At 57.3% G+C, this 15,109-nt stretch carries 16 protein-coding genes; 5 read left to right on the top strand and 11 right to left on the bottom strand.

All coding sequences use genetic code 11. The features are described from left to right. Window positions 1-58: 58 nt before the first annotated feature. The 3 genes from ACF6ZU_RS24590 (at window position 59) to ACF6ZU_RS24580 (ending at window position 3,436) form a co-directional block, all read left to right on the top strand. Complete coding sequence (locus tag ACF6ZU_RS24590; RefSeq protein WP_392887818.1) at window positions 59-946, top strand: transketolase; 888 nt, start codon at window positions 59-61, stop codon at window positions 944-946. Window positions 947-948: 2 nt separating this feature from the next. Continuing rightward, a complete protein-coding gene (locus ACF6ZU_RS24585; RefSeq protein WP_392887816.1) occupies window positions 949-1,929 on the top strand; it encodes a transketolase family protein in 981 nt (326 codons plus the stop codon). A 199-nt stretch (window positions 1,930-2,128) separates the two neighbouring features. Beyond that, entirely contained in the window at window positions 2,129-3,436 is a 1,308-nt protein-coding gene (locus ACF6ZU_RS24580; protein ID WP_392887815.1) for an MFS transporter, read from the top strand. Between the two features lie 626 nt (window positions 3,437-4,062). On the opposite strand, the gene ACF6ZU_RS24575 is transcribed toward ACF6ZU_RS24580, so the two are convergent. The 5 genes from ACF6ZU_RS24575 to ACF6ZU_RS24555 all read right to left on the bottom strand — a co-directional run bounded on the left by ACF6ZU_RS24575 (window position 4,063) and on the right by ACF6ZU_RS24555 (window position 7,287). Continuing rightward, complete coding sequence (locus ACF6ZU_RS24575; protein WP_392887814.1) at window positions 4,063-4,632, bottom strand: YceI family protein; 570 nt, start codon at window positions 4,630-4,632, stop codon at window positions 4,063-4,065. A 26-nt stretch (window positions 4,633-4,658) separates the two neighbouring features. Next, entirely contained in the window at window positions 4,659-5,120 is a 462-nt protein-coding gene (locus tag ACF6ZU_RS24570) for a MarR family winged helix-turn-helix transcriptional regulator (protein ID WP_392887813.1), read from the bottom strand. Window positions 5,121-5,270: 150 nt separating this feature from the next. After that, window positions 5,271-5,723, bottom strand: coding sequence for an Ohr family peroxiredoxin (locus ACF6ZU_RS24565; RefSeq protein ID WP_392887812.1), 453 nt, complete (start codon window positions 5,721-5,723; stop codon window positions 5,271-5,273). A 70-nt stretch (window positions 5,724-5,793) separates the two neighbouring features. Further along, window positions 5,794-6,237 (bottom strand): Ohr family peroxiredoxin, encoded by a 444-nt coding sequence (locus tag ACF6ZU_RS24560; RefSeq protein WP_392887810.1) that lies wholly within the window; start codon window positions 6,235-6,237, stop codon window positions 5,794-5,796. Window positions 6,238-6,390: 153 nt separating this feature from the next. Next, complete coding sequence (locus tag ACF6ZU_RS24555; protein ID WP_392887809.1) at window positions 6,391-7,287, bottom strand: LysR substrate-binding domain-containing protein; 897 nt, start codon at window positions 7,285-7,287, stop codon at window positions 6,391-6,393. Window positions 7,288-7,414: 127 nt separating this feature from the next. Between ACF6ZU_RS24555 and ACF6ZU_RS24550 the strand changes: the two genes are divergently transcribed. Then, a complete protein-coding gene (locus ACF6ZU_RS24550; RefSeq protein ID WP_392887808.1) occupies window positions 7,415-8,887 on the top strand; it encodes an amidase in 1,473 nt (490 codons plus the stop codon). A gap of 89 nt (window positions 8,888-8,976) precedes the next feature. Here the strand turns inward: ACF6ZU_RS24550 and ACF6ZU_RS24545 are convergent, their stop codons facing one another. Together ACF6ZU_RS24545 and ACF6ZU_RS24540 are read right to left on the bottom strand one after the other, a co-directional pair. Next, on the bottom strand, window positions 8,977-9,636 hold the full coding sequence (locus tag ACF6ZU_RS24545; RefSeq protein ID WP_392887806.1) for a phosphoribosyltransferase: 660 nt from the start codon (window positions 9,634-9,636) through the stop codon (window positions 8,977-8,979). A gap of 89 nt (window positions 9,637-9,725) precedes the next feature. Then, complete coding sequence (locus ACF6ZU_RS24540; RefSeq protein WP_392887805.1) at window positions 9,726-11,084, bottom strand: MATE family efflux transporter; 1,359 nt, start codon at window positions 11,082-11,084, stop codon at window positions 9,726-9,728. Between the two features lie 301 nt (window positions 11,085-11,385). On the opposite strand from ACF6ZU_RS24540, the gene ACF6ZU_RS24535 reads away from it, so the two are divergent. Continuing rightward, window positions 11,386-11,658: a hypothetical protein gene (locus ACF6ZU_RS24535; protein ID WP_392887803.1), complete on the top strand. Its 273-nt coding sequence runs from the start codon at window positions 11,386-11,388 to the stop codon at window positions 11,656-11,658. Window positions 11,659-11,870: 212 nt separating this feature from the next. Here the strand turns inward: ACF6ZU_RS24535 and ACF6ZU_RS24530 are convergent, their stop codons facing one another. The 4 genes from ACF6ZU_RS24530 to ACF6ZU_RS24515 all read right to left on the bottom strand — a co-directional run bounded on the left by ACF6ZU_RS24530 (window position 11,871) and on the right by ACF6ZU_RS24515 (window position 14,924). Beyond that, window positions 11,871-12,566, bottom strand: coding sequence for an abortive infection system antitoxin AbiGi family protein (locus ACF6ZU_RS24530; RefSeq protein WP_392893909.1), 696 nt, complete (start codon window positions 12,564-12,566; stop codon window positions 11,871-11,873). 162 nt (window positions 12,567-12,728) lie between these two features. After that, complete coding sequence (locus tag ACF6ZU_RS24525) at window positions 12,729-13,535, bottom strand: hypothetical protein (RefSeq protein WP_392887802.1); 807 nt, start codon at window positions 13,533-13,535, stop codon at window positions 12,729-12,731. A 142-nt stretch (window positions 13,536-13,677) separates the two neighbouring features. Next, window positions 13,678-14,529, bottom strand: coding sequence for a DUF2806 domain-containing protein (locus ACF6ZU_RS24520; protein ID WP_392887801.1), 852 nt, complete (start codon window positions 14,527-14,529; stop codon window positions 13,678-13,680). An 89-nt stretch (window positions 14,530-14,618) separates the two neighbouring features. Further along, a complete protein-coding gene (locus ACF6ZU_RS24515) occupies window positions 14,619-14,924 on the bottom strand; it encodes a hypothetical protein (RefSeq protein ID WP_392887800.1) in 306 nt (101 codons plus the stop codon). Between the last annotated feature and the right edge of the window lie 185 nt (window positions 14,925-15,109).

Below are 15,109 nucleotides of genomic sequence, written 5' to 3'. Positions count from 1 at the left end.
CACACCCCGCCACCGAGATTCAACTTCAACAAATTCATGCCTGTGATTGGAGGTAGAGATGTCTGCACCCCGCAAAACACTCGAACAGTGGAAAGCCAGCAATTTTGTGCCGTCCACCGAGACCGTGAGGATGTTGAAAGACCGGGCGAAATTCGTCCGCCTGGAAACCATCCGCCTGATTGAAATCGCCAAGACCGGCCACTACACCTCGGTGTTTTCCGCCGCCGAATTGTTCTCGGCGCTGTACTACGACGTGATGACCATCCGCCCCGACGAGCCGAAGTGGCCCGGCCGCGACCGTTTCCTGATGGGCAAAGGCCATGCCGCCGTGGGCCAGTTCCCGATCCTCGCGGACCTCGGTGTCTTCCCCAAGGAATGGCTCGATGAATACACCCGCCTGGGCAGTCCTCTGGGTGATCACCCTGACATGCGCAAAGTGCCCGGCATCGACTTCTCTTCCGGCTCCATCGGCCACGCGCTCTCCGGCGGCCTGGGCATGTGCCTGGCCCAGCGTTTCACCGGCGAAACCTACGACGTGTTCGTCATGCTCGGCGACGGTGAAATGCAGGAAGGCCAGGTCTGGGAAGCCGCGATGAGCGCCGCTCATCACAAGGCCAAACACCTGATCGCGATCGTCGACCGCAACGGTTTCCAGCTCGACGGTTCGGTCGACGACGTGATCGGCATCGAGCCGCTGGACGAAAAATGGCGCGCGTTCGGCTGGGAAGTGCACGTCATCGACGGCCACAACATCGCCGAAGTGACCGAGACCCTGCGCCGTGTCAAAGCCGATGAAACCCGCGACAAGCCGGTGTGCATCATCGCCAGGACCGTCAAGGGCAAAGGCGTTTCCTACATGGAAACCGAACCCGGCTGGCACCTCGGTTACCTCGACCCGGAAGACGCCAAACGCGCTATCGCTGAAATTGAAGCCATGGAGATCTGAACATGAATGCCCCTCTTTCCCCCAATTCCTGGCAGTACCGCGGCCTTAACGCGCTCAACCCGGGCCTGTCCTATTTGTCGGATGCGCTGATCGAACTGACCGAGGCCGGTTACCCGGTGATGGCCGGTTCCGCCGACTTGCAGTACTCCAACGGCCTGAACAAATTCGCCAGCCGCTACCCCGAGCGCTACCTGCAATTCGGCATCTCGGAGCAGAACATGGTCACCGCCGCTGCCGGCCTGGCCACCTGCGGGGTGATGCCGTTCGTGGCGACCTTCGCTTCGTTCCTCGGGTTGCTGTGCTGCGAGCAGATCCGCATGGACGTCGCCTACTCGGCACAACCGGTGCGCCTGATCGGTCACCACACCGGCATTTCCCTGGGCTTCTACGGCACCTCGCACCATGCCACCGAAGACATCGCCACCATGCGCTCGATCGCCGACCTGGCGGTGGTTTCGCCGGCGGACGGCGCACAACTGGTGGCTGCGATCAAAGCGTCGGCCACCTACGACAAGCCGGTGTATTTCCGCATCGGTCGCGGTCGCGATCCGATCGTTTACGAGGACGGCGTGGTCTTCGAATTCGGCAAGGCCCATGAGCATTTCGAAGGTGAGGAACTGACCATCATTGCCTGCGGGATCACCGTGCATCCGGCCTTGGCGGCGGCTCGCAAAATGAATGCCGCGGGGCACTCGGTGGGCGTGATCGACATGGCGTCGATCAAGCCGATCGACCGCGACGCCATCCTGCGCGCCGCGGCCCGCAGCAAACGGATGATGACCGTCGAAGAGCACAACGTGCTCGGTGGCCTGGGTGCGGCGGTGGCCGAAGTGCTGGCGGACGAAGGCGTCGGCGTGAAGCTCAAGCGCCACGGCATCTACGACGAATACAGCCTGATCGCCCCGCCGACGCACTTGTACGAGCACTACAAACTGGATGCTGCCGGCATCGAGGAAGTGGCGCTGGCGCATCTGCGCGCCTGACCCACGCCCCCCTGTAGGAGCCGGCTTGCCGGCGATGAAATCACCACGGTGCGCCTGACACACCGCGGTGCCTGGATCGCCAGCAAGCTGGCTCCTACGGGATTGTGTGTTCAGGGACACCTCGTTTTTTCAGGGAGCCTTACGCAACTCATCGCTGCCCACCACATCCCGTGGTTCATGAAACATCTCGGAGCCAACAATGAATAACATCACCGAGACCATGCCCGACTATTCGATCGGGCAGGCCAAAACACGTACCACCCTGCGTAGAAAGTCATTGATGGCCACCGGCGTCGGCAACCTGCTGGAGTGGTTCGACTGGACCATCTACACCGTCGCATCGGTGTACATCGCCGCAGCACTCTTCGATAAGAGCAACGCCACCTCTGCCCTGCTCAATACGCTGGCGGTGTTCGCGGCCGGGTTCCTGTTACGGCCGATTGGCGGCATTTTCTTCGGCATCCTCGCCGACAAGCTTGGCAGGCGCGCGGTCTTGCTCAGCACCATGTTGCTGATGGCCGGTGCGAGTCTGCTGATCGCCTTCATTCCGTCCTATGAATCCATTGGCAGCTGGGCCTCGGCACTGCTGTTGCTGGCCAGGCTGGTGCAGGGTTTTGCCCACGGCGGGGAAACCACCACCTCCTACGCCTACATCGCCGAAATCGCCCCGCCGAAACGCCGTGGATTGTGGTCGAGCACGGTGTTCCTCGCCGTCGGTTGCGGCTCGCTGCTGGCGACGTTCTACATGGCGTTGCTGACCTCGTGGCTGTCGGTCAGCGAAATGCAGGAATGGGGCTGGCGCATCCCGTTCGCCACCGGTGGCCTGCTGGCGGTGTTCGCCCTGTGGCTGCGCCGCAACATGATGGAAAGCGAGCACAGCCCGAGTGCCGGCGCTGCGTCCGAAGAGCCGGCGTGGAGTCGCGGCACGATCATTCAGCACGGCGTGCGGTTGTTTCTCTATGAAGCGGGCGCCACGTTGACGTACTACACGTGGGTCACATCGGCGTCGATCTACGCCATCAGCGTCAAGGGCATGGACCCGCGCAGTGCGTTCACCATGAGCTGCATCGCGCAGGTGATTTACCTGGTGTTCCTGCCGATCTCGGGCTGGATCTCCGATCAGTGGGGCCGCAAGATTTCCGCGTTGATCTCCCTGCTCGGGATTGCGGCGACGTTGTTCCCGCTGTGGGGGCTGATCTCCAGCGAGCCGTGGACATTGATGGTGGCGCAGACCGCCGGATTGCTGTTGGTGGGCTTTATCACCGGGTGCAAACCGGCGTCGATCTCGGAACAGATTCCGACGCGCTACCGCACGCGGATGTTCGGGGTTTGCATTTCCCTGGGCGTGGCGGTGTTTGGCGGAACCGCGTCGTACCTGACGACCTGGCTGTACTCGGAGAACATGGGGTGGATGTTCAACATCTACCTGATCGTGGTCGCCGTGATCGCCAGTGCCGTGGTGTTGATGTGGAAGAACAACCACGGCGTGCCGATCGACAGGATCTGAGGCGGGATCATCTCCATACCCAACCGTGTAGGAGCCGGTTTGCCGGCGATCGCGGAGTGTCAGTCGCCGATTGATTGACTGACCGGACGCCATCGCCAGCAAGCTGGCTCCTACAATTTCGGTGGTGTCAGACGAAATGTGCAGCGCCCCAACCCTGTAGGAGCCGGCTTGCCGGCGATCGCGGAGTGTCAGTCGCCCGATTGATTGACTGACCGGACGCCATCGCCAGCAAGCTGGCTCCTACAATTTCGGTGGTGTCAGACGAAATGTGCAGCGCCACGATCCTGTAGGAGCCGGCTTGCCGGCGATCGCGGAGTGTCAGTCGCCCGATTGATTGACTGACCGGACGCCATCGCCAGCAAGCTGGCTCCTACAATTTCGGTGGTGTCAGACGAAATGTGCAGCGCCACGACCCTGTAGGAGCCGGCTTGCCGGCGATAGCGGAGTATCAGTCGCCTGATTGATTGACTGACCGGGCGCCATCGCCAGCAAGCTGGCTCCTACGATGTCGGCGGTGTCGGATGAATTGCGGAGTGCCACGACCCTGTAGGAGCCGGCTTGCCGGCGATGGCGCAGTGTCAGTCACCCGATTAGTTGACTGACCTGACGCCATCACCTGGTGAACGCTATTGCTCCGGCGCCACCATGCGGAAACGAATGTTGATGTCGTCGGAAACCACCGTGTCCGCGAACTCGCCTTCGCCGATTTTGAAGTCGCTGCGTTTGAGGGTCAGTTGACCGTCGAAGATGCCGATGGCGTTTTCGGCCTTCAGCACCACCGGCACGTCCACCACCTTGGTAATACCCCTGAGCGTGAGCTTGCCGGTGATCGAATAACGGTTGTCGCCCAAGGCTTTCACCGCCGTCGAATCAAACGTCGCCACCGGCGAGTTGGCCGTGTCGAACCAGGCGGGCTTTTTCAGTTCTTCGTTGGCATCACTGCTGCCGGCATCGATGCTGTCGAGCTGGATCGTCAGCGCGGCGTGGGCCGCCGAGGGGTTCGCGGTGTCAAAATCCAGCGTGCCTTCGAACTGGCTGAAGGTGCCGTAGACCCGCGAACTGAACTGGTTGTAGGTGAACGAGAGCGTGCTGGCCGTCGCATTGACCTGCTTGTATTCGACCGCCTCCGCACCGGACAACACGCCGAACGTGAGCGCAGAAATACAGACGACGGAACGCGAAACGCGACGATTCATGGGACTACCTCAGCGAGGCTCTGTTGTCAGTCGGTGGCTTTCGTCGATTTGATCAGATTGTTGCGCAGTTTCACCACCGACTTTTGCAGCACCACAAATTCTTCCGGCGTCAGTCCCGTGGCGTCGGCGAGCCCGCTTTCCGGTTGGTTCTCCCGCAGCGCCCGGCCTTGCTGGGTCAGTTTGATCCGCACTTGCCGCTCGTCTTCGGGATCGCGCTGGCGCAGCAGATAACCCATCGCCTCGAGTTTTTTCAGGATCGGCGTGAGTGTGTTGGATTCGAGGAACAGCTTTTCGCCCAGGCTGCCGACGGTTTGATCGTCTGCCTCCCAGAGCGCAACCAGGGTGATGTACTGGGTGTACGTCAGGCCGAGTTGTTCGAGCAGTGGTTTGTAAGCCTTGCCGAAGGCCAGGTTGGTGGAATAGACCGCAAAACACAGGAATTCAGACAGTTTAAGGTCAGCGGTTTCCAGCTCGTCAGTGGTTTTCATGGGCTTCCTCTTTGGGCCAGAAACGGACGGTTCGCAAGCGCCAGACTATACGTCGTACGCGACAGTATCGGTAGTGACCCGGTTACCCGTCGTGAAGCCCGACGGCCGGTTCGCCCCGCCTCGCGAAGTCGAACCGGCCGTGCCGAGGGCTTACTCGGTGACGGCGTTCAGAACCACCTCGATATTGCCGCGTGTGGCTTTCGAGTACGGGCAGATCTGGTCGGCCTCGTGCGCCAGTTGCGTCGCCACTTCTTGTGGCAGGCCCGGTACGCGCAGGGTCAGGCGAGCCTGCAGGAAGTACGCGTTGCCGGTCTGGCCCAGGTCGACTTCGATGTCTACGGCGGTGTCGGCCGGAAGTGTCACTTTCAGTTCCTTGGCCACCAGACCGACAGCTGCGGAGTAGCAGGCCGACCAGGCGCCGGCGAACAATTGCTCGGCGGTCGGGTGTGGCAGCGCGTTGGAAAACTCGTGCGCCGGTTTTGCGCTGCCCGGGGACGACAGCACGATGTCGAGGTTGCCGTTATGGCCGCGCGAAGTGGTGCCAGCAGCGCTCAGGGTGGTGTGGGTTTTACCGGTGGCCAGGACTTTTTCGATCTTGCTCATGATGGTTCTCTCTAAGGTTAGACTGTTTGCGTATACGCTTTTATCGCATGCGATATTTAGTGCAAAAAAATCAGGCGGTGAGGACGTTCAGGGCCACATCAATATTGCCCCGTGTTGCTTTCGAGTACGGGCAGATCTGATCGGCGGTGTGCGCCAGCGTGGTGGCGATGTCGAGTGGCAGGCCAGGCACGCGCAGGGTCAACCGGGCTTGCAGGAAATAAGCCCCGGCGGTTTGACCGAGATCGACTTCGATGTCGACGGAAAAGTCGGCGGGCAGCACCACGTTCAAGTCATTGGCAACCAGGCCGACCGCGGCGGTGTAGCAAGCCGACCATGCACCGGCGAACAGTTGCTCGGCAGCCGGATGCGGTTGGGTCCCGGCGAAAACATGGGCAGGTTTGGCGCTGCCCGGCGACGACAAGGTGATGTCGAGGCTGCCGTTATGGCCGCTGCCGGCAGTGCTGGCGGTGGTGTGGGTTTTGCCGGTGGCCAGGACTTTTTCGATCTTGCTCATGGGGGTGAATCCTTTGTTATGCGATGGGGTTTGATTTCTTATCGTATTCGATCGTGTCGTATGCGATGTATCAATATTCGACCAGAGCCGTTCTTGTGTCAATAGGTCGTCCTCGGCTTTGCAGACGAACGGTACCAACCGCGTCGCCCTCCCCTACGACGATATCTGCGCCTTCAGAAACCCGATAAACGCAGTAACCTTCGGTGAGGGCAAATGCTCGCGAGCCGTCACCGCGTTGAGGTCCTGCGGCGGCCCGATCCAGTCCGGCAATACCCGGCACAACCGCCCGGCTTGCACATCCGCCTGCATACTCTGATCCATACCCAGGCTCAGCCCTTCACCCGCACACAGCGCCTCCTTCAACAGCGCCGGGTCGTTGGCGATCACAGACGGTTCGACTTGGTAGTGACGGAACTTGGCACCCGTCCTGCGCATCGGCCAGACATACCCCACATCGCGCCGTGCCTGATGCAACACCAATGCACGGTGCTCGATCAGCTCTTCGGGCGTGGTTGGCTGGCCATGTCGGGCAAGGTAATCCGGCGCGGCGTAAATGCCGGTGGCGTAGCTGGCGAGGCGCCGGGCAATCAGACTGGAGTCCGGCAGGGCCCCAAGTCGCAGCGCCACATCGATCTCGTCCGCCACCAGATCCAGCGGCACGTGGGAGGCCAGAATCTCCAGTTTGATTTCCGGGTATGCCTGGCGAAACCCGGACACCAACGGCGCAAACCAACTGACCCCGAATGAATACGGCACCGTCACCCGCAACCAGCCCCGCGGACCGTCGCGCAATTGATGCACCGCCAGTTCCGCATGCTCCAGCGTGGACGCGATGTCCTTGCACTGGTCAAAGTAAACCGCCCCGGCTTCGGTGAGGCTCAGCTGCCGCGTGGTTCGGCGCAACAGCTGGACACCGATCGCCTGCTCCAACTCGCGGACTCGACGGCTGACGGTGGTCTTGGGAATCTGCAAGGCGTGGGCAGCAGCAGTGAAACTGCCCAGGCGCACCACGCGCACAAAAACCAGCGTGTCGTTCAAGTCTCGGATCATGTCGGGCCAGCCTTAAGCAATGAGGACGAATCGATTGTGCCACTGATGGCATATTTCATACCGGTTTAACGGGCTAATCGGCGCAGCGAGTGCAACCTATCATCGGGTCTCCCAACTGGAGCTCCCCATGAATCTCAACGAATACACAGCCCTTGACGGTATTGCTCTCGCTCGACTGGTAGCGGCCGGTGAAGTCACCTCTGCGGAGTTGGCTGAATTGGCGATCAGCGCGTTGCAACAGGTCAATCCGCACATCAACGCCGTCATCGAACACTGGTCTCCCACCGTGACTGAAGGATCTGGCCCATTGGCCGGCGTGCCATTCCTGATCAAAGACCTGGCGATCACCTCGGCCGGCCGGCGCGTCGAGCTGGGGAGCCGCCTGGCACAAGGTCTGGTGGCAGAAGCCGACTCGTACCTGATGCAACGCTTCAACGCTGCCGGTCTCGCCACGCTCGGGCGCACCACCACACCGGAAATGGCGTTCAGCACCGAAACCGAGTCGACCCTGCAAGGTCCGACCCGCAATCCCTGGGACACACGACGGTCGGCTGGCGGATCGAGCGGCGGCTCTGGCGCGGCGGTCGCTGCCGGCATTGTCCCGATTGCCCACGCGACGGATGCGGCCGGTTCGATTCGGGTGCCCGCAGCATTCAATGGTTTGGTCGGGCTCAAACCCACCCGTGGCCGTGCCTCCAACGGTCCGGCGCTCGACGAAGTGTTTGCCGGTTTCGGCGTACAGCTCGGCCTGTCGCGGACCGTGCGTGACAGCGCAGCACTGATGGACATTGTTCAGGGACAGGCGCCGGGGGATCCCTACTACACCACCGCGCCGGCCGAGGGGTTTCTGTCTCAGGTGGGACGTGATCCAGGACGCTTGCGCATCGGGCTGCTCGACACACCGTGGAACGGCGCCGCACTCGACCCCGAGATTGCCGACAGCACCGACGTCGTAGCGCGGGAACTGGAAGCGCTCGGGCATCACGTCGAACGCATCAGCGCCCCGCTCGGCACCTCTTGGGAATCCTTCGTCGAAGCCAACGCGCATATCTGGTGCGCCACCCTCGTACGCTGGATCGACGGTCTCGCCACTGCCACTTCACGGCCCATCGACCTGACCACCCTGGAACCCGCCACCCTCGCCTGCTACGCCTACGGCCAGCAATCGCGCGCGGTGGATTTCGCCTCGGCACTGGAGGTGCGTAACCTCATTTCCCGCAGCGTGGCCGGGTGGTTCGAGGATATCGACGTGCTGCTGACCCCAACCTTGCCACGCCTGCCGCAGACGCTCGGTACCTACAACGTTGGCGCCGAACACATGGACGGCCTGCAGTGGACCGCGCGGGTGTTCGCACACTCACCGTTCACGCCGGTATTCAATGTGGCGGGGACACCGGCGGTTTCGTTGCCATTGGGAATGTCCCACTCGCTGGGGTTGCCGATCGGGCTGCAGTTTGCCGCGCGATTTGGCGCGGAGGATGTATTACTGCGGTTGGCGGGACAGTTGGAACAGGCGTTGCCGTGGCATCAGCGTAAACCGAAGATTTGGGCGGGTCGGGTTCATAATCCGGCTTCAGACTATTCGGGATCGCTTGATTGACCGCTACCGTTGACTGCATGTGAAGGCAGTGTCTTGACCGTGCGGGCTCTCTGCTGGGGGGGCCATCGCCGATCCAGGTCGCACATCGGTTACCGCTGCCACGCCCGCTGCAACAACCCGATCACCTCCGCATCCGCCGTCTGCGAAAAATCCATGTACCAATGCCCGATCGACATGAACCAGCCCGCCGTGATCGGGCACACCAACTCATCCACCTCACCGCGCAACGCCTGCGCCGTTTCAACCGGCGCCACCGGCACCGCGACGACAATCCGCGAGGGCGCCTGCACCCGCGCCGCCTGGATCGCCGCCCTCATCGACGCGCCCGTCGCCAGGCCATCGTCGATCAGAATCACCACCTGATCCTTGAGCTGCACCGGCGCCCGCGCTCCGCGATAAGCCTGCTCACGCCGCAGCAACTCACGGGTTTCCCGCGCGACCACCGCATCGAACGTCGCCTGATCGATCGGGTGCGCCCGCAGCGCATTCTCATTGAGAATCTGAATACCGCCGCTGGCAATCGCCCCCATCGCCAGCTCTTGATGGGTCGGCACCCCGAGCTTGCGCACCAGCATCAGATCGAGGCGAACCTCCAGCGCCATCACCACTTCATAAGCGACCGGCACACCGCCACGGGGCAACGCGAGGACAATCACATCGGGGCGCTGCGCGTACTTGAGCAACGGCTCCACCAGCCGTCGACCGGCAGCGGCGCGGTCTTGCAGAAGGGTGGGCGATGAAGGGCTCATGCGGAAAACCTCCCCAGGCGATCACGCCTGATGGTACGCATTACAGCCAGATTGTCAGCCTGAAGAAGGCCAACGACAACCCCGCCCTCCTACACCAACCGCTCAATTTTCCGATGCTGCCAAACCAGCTTGTAATACAGCGTCTGCAACACCAGCATCCCCAGATACGCCACCGGAAACGCCATCCACACACCCTGCAAACCAAACTGCCCGTCCAGCACATACGCCACCGGCAACTGCACCCCGAGCACACAGAAAATCGTGATCGCCATCGGCACCAGCACCGTGCCGCTGGCGCGCATGATCCCGCTGATGATCGCCTGGAAGCCAAACACCAACAGGCTCCAAAGCATGATGTGCAGCAAATGCTCCGCCATCACCCGCGTCGTCTCCTCGGTGAGGAACAACCCCAGCAACCAGTGCGACAGCAAATACCCCAGCACCACCAACCCACCAGTCAGGCACACATTGATCAACAACCCCGTGCGCAGAATCGGCGCAATCCGCTCAACCCGCGCCGCGCCAATCGCCTGCGCCCCGAGAATCGACGCGGTGATCGCAATCGACAACGCCGGAAACTGCACGTAATTGACGATCTGCGTCACCGCCCCATACGCCGCCGTCGCCTGCGAACCGTGCTGATTCACCAGCGCCAGAATCACCAGCTCCGACAGCGACAACACCACCATCTGCAACCCGGTCGGCAAACCAATGCGCAACACCTTGCCGATAATCACCCGATCCAGGCGCATCGCCGCAAACATCTCCCGATCCGGCGCCAACGGATGCCCGCGCCGAATCAACCGCCACGCCAACCACCCCATCGCCGCCAGGTTCCCCACCAACCCCGCATACGCCGCACTCTGAATCCCCAACATCGGCAAACCCAGCCACCCGCGAATCAACGCCGGCGTCAGCGCCAGCCCGATACACGTCGACACCACTAACGCAATCAGCGGCGACACCGTATCGCTCACCCCGCGCAGCAACTGCGTAAACAACACGTACACCAACAGCGACGGCATGATCCACATCATCACGTGCGCATACGCCACCGCGTCATCCAACACATCCGCCGGCGTCCCCAAACCCTGCAACGCCGGCCGCGCAAACACACTGCCCAGCACGGCCGCCGCCAACCCGATGATTGCGCCCAGCAGCAACGTGGTCGCGGCGATGGTTTTCACCAGGTGTACTTCTTTAGCACCCCAAGCCTGGCCGATTAGCACACCCGCGCCTGCACCGAGGCCGATGACCAGGGCGATGAAGAAAAACACGATGGGGAACATGCCGGACACGGCCGCCAGGGCTTGGGTGCCGAGCATTTGGCCGATGTAGATGCTGTTGACCGTGCCCGACATGGATTGGAGGAAATTGGAGAGGACCATGGGGCCGAGGAAAAGGAGGTAGGTTTTCCAGAGGGGGTTTGCGGTGGTGGGGGTTTGCATTGAGTGGTGGTCCGGCCTGGGTGCGGGGGTTGGGATTCTAGAGGATAGCGGTTGCGGGGATGAACAAAGTTGGATGAATGTTATGGCGGGGGTTTGGTTGATTCAGAGGGGGTGATTGTGGGTCCTAGGACGGGATAAAAAATCCTACATAAAGCTCGGAATGTGTCACCTACCGGGGTGTTGGGATGAGGCTTATAGTCGGGCCCGTCGCCCAGAATGGCGATTCGGGTTTGGCGACCTGATCGATCGGGATTGCAAAGCGCTTTTGCTTTGAGTTTTTACCTTGATCGGAGTTTTACCTATGGAAAGATACATGCCCCTCACCGGAATCGACCTGATCCCGGCCTCCCTGCTCATCGATACCCGAGCGCCACTCGACGTTTTGCAAGCTGCGGCTGATTACCGGATTCGGACGGTGACGCAGGTGCTGGAAAATATTGCCTTCCGCGCCGAGCTAGGTTGCGACACGGTGGTGTTGAAGGACTTTTCACAGCTGTTGGCCATTCCGTTGCGGGATGGGTGTGATTTGATGGATGTGATTGGACGGCGATTGCGGGAGAAAGTGAAGGCGTGAATGAAAACGGGCGCTAAATGCGTCCGTTTTTTTGACTATAGAAACAGCCCAAGCTGTTATTTAGTAGCATAAGTCTCGTCCATTGCCAAAACACATTTTTCCGATATTCAGAAGATAGTCAAATCGGACGTTCGGCCACAAACTGGACGTAGCTCGATAATTTTTTAATGAAAACCGGAGCACTCCCGTATGACACTCGCGGAACTGAGCAATCATACATCAAGAGAAACGCTATCTAAGGATGTAACTCTCGACATCAACAGTTTGATATCCGCATTGGGATACATATCTAGCTCAGACTGTATGAAATTCATAACTGCGGGAATCTCACCATCCGTCGGCACAAATATATACTTAACATCACTGGGCAAAAATTGCAATTTGCAAAGTTGCGCAGTCTTATTGTTGCTCGCCTCAAGCTTATCCTCTTGCTGATACTCACTAAAATTAAGATATTCATCTATTCCTTCATTTTGGGGAACATATCGCCACTCAGACTCTTGATAAAAATCTTTTAGCTGCGGCTCCCCGAGAATAATCATCCTTCCCTTGGTAGGTTTGGAGTGCGCCAAAATATATCTAATGCTTTTAAGTCCAAGCTGTTTTTCTTTTTGATCAAGCCCCATGACAGTCTGTGTAAGAGACCTGATTGCTCCATGAAGGGGATTATCACCTGTAAAGTAAATAACTGGATTCAAGTTATTTTTTGCTCCCCATTCCTTTGTCAAACCAATACCGAAAGAACCGTAAAACCCCACATGCTCCGCAATACGACTCATCGGTATATCGCAAAAGCAAACCATTGGATACGCTATATACTCATTCGCTTTACGCCCTTGCCACTGCACGTCCTCTAGACAGTATCTAGGCCAGAACCCCCCCTTTAGTACAGCCTTCAAAATTTCCATATTTTTTGTAAAATGAAACAACGATACAGATCTCGGCTGCATAAAATGATCACCTGACAGGCTTAGCTTCCACAACAAATAATTTACTACATCAATAAATCAAATAACACAAACCACTCTCGAAAAAATCAATCCTATCATGTCAAAATATAATAAAGGCTTTCATACTACCACTTTAGAGTGACTGACCGTAGTCATTGTGTCCGGATCAAAAATCCCATATTGAGACTGCTCATAATCCAGCAATGGTCGACCACCAATACTAATATTTCCAGACTCCTTATCAGGCCAGAACATGCCGAATGGCCGAGCGCTAGAGTATTTATAAATCTTCACGACTTGGGGTGCACCGCCGATTAGGTCGTAGCTACCCGCACGCAACATATCTCTTAAAACTTCAAGAGGTTCCATATCGAACCCCCCTTTTTGTAGCTTGTTTTTTTCTCTTAGCAGACTTATCAATCGTTCTTTGTAATCTTCCTTATAATCACCGGTGATAGCTATAGATTTATCTCCATTCGGTCCGGTCCAGCTCCCGGTCGGTCGAAACGTAAATCGCTTTATACTTGCATCATAATGTAGCAACCATGATTGAAACGCCGCTAATTTCCATGACCAGCCAGCTATTAAAAAAGTCGCTTCTGGCTCGTTGCTTATCCCCACTGGAAGATCATGAACGAGTCTGACCATATCATTTAGTATGCGCAGCAAATGGCCTTTTAAATCGGTAATATCCATTGCTCGGCTAAGTAGTTTGGGATGTTGCGCGACGGCAGACTGCATTTGCAAAATTATAGGATAAGCATACATCGTATCTCCCGCAAAGCAAACTACTGCATCTTCTCTAGGTAGAATCCTTATTTTGGGACAGCAGTCCCATCGACAGCCAAACCCTAATCGGCTGTCAGTTGCTACGATAAGTTCCTCAATCGAATCTACCTTTCTCGTCCAAGCCAAACTTATAGTCATTATGTTAACTCCTCGCAGAATTTATTTAACTGCACATCAAAAGCAAAAAAATACTTAACCTATTATAAAAAACCTCCACTTTCCTAGAACGCACTCAAAAAGCTTCAGACGCGCCATGACTGAGCACATACTAGAAGCGGCTTTATTCGAAACGATGGATGCAGCCATCCCTACACAATAGATCAATGTATTCTTTTCTAGGTTGAGCTCCGGCTATATTTGCGAGCTCTCTTCCTATCTCGGTAAAAGGAAATCCTTGCATAAAAACTTTATCTACTGTTTTTTTCGATGGCTTGGGGGACGCGTAGTACTCCTCGGTAAAGTACTGAAGATATATTTTATCTTCAGATCTTGTAGCCCCATACCAAATTGTTCCACTATTTAAAAGTCCAATGCTTTGTAGATGAGTCTCGGCTTTAGTGCTTAATCCATTAGCTCGAACGAAGTTAAAAAAATCGTGAGAAAAAACTGGAAAAATTCGTTCATCCCCATCAGTGACAAACGAAAACTCACATAACAGAGTGAAGAGATTTGCGTCCTCCAAACTTAAAGATTTGACTGCCTGCACTGTACGGGATTTGAAACTGCCAGGCTGAGCTACTTCACCCGCTAAAATTTTAGACCAGATCCTCTGCATTTCTGCATTGCCGATATCCTGCCCAAGATCAAAAAAGTTAACAATCCAATCTTCTTCAATTTGTTGCGCCGATACTTCACTCGGTAGATATTCGACTGCACCTTTAACGATTGCATCGATATTGTTCTGTCGCCTTACTTCTTGATGACTTATTCGCCCTAACGCTCTAAGCGCCACTGACTCAACCTTTTCTCCAGCCTCTGCCAATATCAGCATAGCTTCCGCCTCGGCCTTAGCATTTCTGATTTTTCCTGTTGGCTCGTACAGCACCCCTATACCCTTGGAAACTGATTCTATTAGTTTTGTTAGCGGCTCTGAAACGCCTTTCAGATCAATCAGAGAAAAACCCTCAGTCATCGTACCGATCTCCCCAACTAGTAATAAACGATTTTATGTTCCTACCCATATTTGGCTTTCGATGCAAGGAACAATACACAGAATTGATACTAGACGGTATCCATGTGCGGAGAACAAGCTCGAGGATCGAAGAGCTGCAACGGGATAGTCGCCGGCCGCAACCTCAAATCCAACTCTTCAAATGCAAACTTATAACGAATTTCTCCGCCACCTTGCCTTGCTTTCTGAGAGTTGCCAGATTCACTCTCACCATCAAACCTAGCCAGAAATCCTTCCGCATAGTCTAGCGACCAAGTCCACAAAGGCACCATCCGCGCCAGAAATCTGCTCCCCAACGCCGTCAGCTCATAATCCACCCAAAGCGGCACCTCGCCGTGATCAAAACGCACGATCAACCCATCCCGTTCCAGCCACCTTCAACTGCCCCTCAGCAACCGTTGCATAACGCCAGTCAAACGCCGGTCGATTTCAGCATGGCGCAATTTACCGGCACTATCCAAGGTATTAACGACATCCAGAGGAAGGTGAAGGAATAACTAAAAAGCGGACGTTTTAATGGCGCCCGTTTTTTTGTTGCTGG

Origin of the sequence: Pseudomonas migulae (genome assembly GCF_043225285.1) — a bacterium.
Taxonomy (GTDB): Bacteria; Pseudomonadota; Gammaproteobacteria; order Pseudomonadales; family Pseudomonadaceae; genus Aquipseudomonas; species Aquipseudomonas migulae_C.
The sequence above is the reverse complement of the archived record's forward strand: the minus strand, read 5'-3'. Positions and strand labels throughout refer to the sequence as shown.

What these genes read in the sequence shown, in the direction of transcription:
- ACF6ZU_RS24590 (WP_392887818.1), top strand. Translation starts at nt 59, where the DNA reads ATGTCTGCACCCCGCAAAACACTCGAACAGTGGAAAGCCAGCAATTTT.
- ACF6ZU_RS24585 (WP_392887816.1), top strand. Translation starts at nt 949, where the DNA reads ATGAATGCCCCTCTTTCCCCCAATTCCTGGCAGTACCGCGGCCTTAAC.
- ACF6ZU_RS24580 (WP_392887815.1), top strand. Translation starts at nt 2,129, where the DNA reads ATGAATAACATCACCGAGACCATGCCCGACTATTCGATCGGGCAGGCC.
- ACF6ZU_RS24575 (WP_392887814.1), bottom strand. Translation starts at nt 4,632, where the DNA reads ATGAATCGTCGCGTTTCGCGTTCCGTCGTCTGTATTTCTGCGCTCACG.
- ACF6ZU_RS24570 (WP_392887813.1), bottom strand. Translation starts at nt 5,120, where the DNA reads ATGAAAACCACTGACGAGCTGGAAACCGCTGACCTTAAACTGTCTGAA.
- ACF6ZU_RS24565 (WP_392887812.1), bottom strand. Translation starts at nt 5,723, where the DNA reads ATGAGCAAGATCGAAAAAGTCCTGGCCACCGGTAAAACCCACACCACC.
- ACF6ZU_RS24560 (WP_392887810.1), bottom strand. Translation starts at nt 6,237, where the DNA reads ATGAGCAAGATCGAAAAAGTCCTGGCCACCGGCAAAACCCACACCACC.
- ACF6ZU_RS24555 (WP_392887809.1), bottom strand. Translation starts at nt 7,287, where the DNA reads ATGATCCGAGACTTGAACGACACGCTGGTTTTTGTGCGCGTGGTGCGC.
- ACF6ZU_RS24550 (WP_392887808.1), top strand. Translation starts at nt 7,415, where the DNA reads ATGAATCTCAACGAATACACAGCCCTTGACGGTATTGCTCTCGCTCGA.
- ACF6ZU_RS24545 (WP_392887806.1), bottom strand. Translation starts at nt 9,636, where the DNA reads ATGAGCCCTTCATCGCCCACCCTTCTGCAAGACCGCGCCGCTGCCGGT.
- ACF6ZU_RS24540 (WP_392887805.1), bottom strand. Translation starts at nt 11,084, where the DNA reads ATGCAAACCCCCACCACCGCAAACCCCCTCTGGAAAACCTACCTCCTT.
- ACF6ZU_RS24535 (WP_392887803.1), top strand. Translation starts at nt 11,386, where the DNA reads ATGGAAAGATACATGCCCCTCACCGGAATCGACCTGATCCCGGCCTCC.
- ACF6ZU_RS24530 (WP_392893909.1), bottom strand. Translation starts at nt 12,566, where the DNA reads ATGGAAATTTTGAAGGCTGTACTAAAGGGGGGGTTCTGGCCTAGATAC.
- ACF6ZU_RS24525 (WP_392887802.1), bottom strand. Translation starts at nt 13,535, where the DNA reads ATGACTATAAGTTTGGCTTGGACGAGAAAGGTAGATTCGATTGAGGAA.
- ACF6ZU_RS24520 (WP_392887801.1), bottom strand. Translation starts at nt 14,529, where the DNA reads ATGACTGAGGGTTTTTCTCTGATTGATCTGAAAGGCGTTTCAGAGCCG.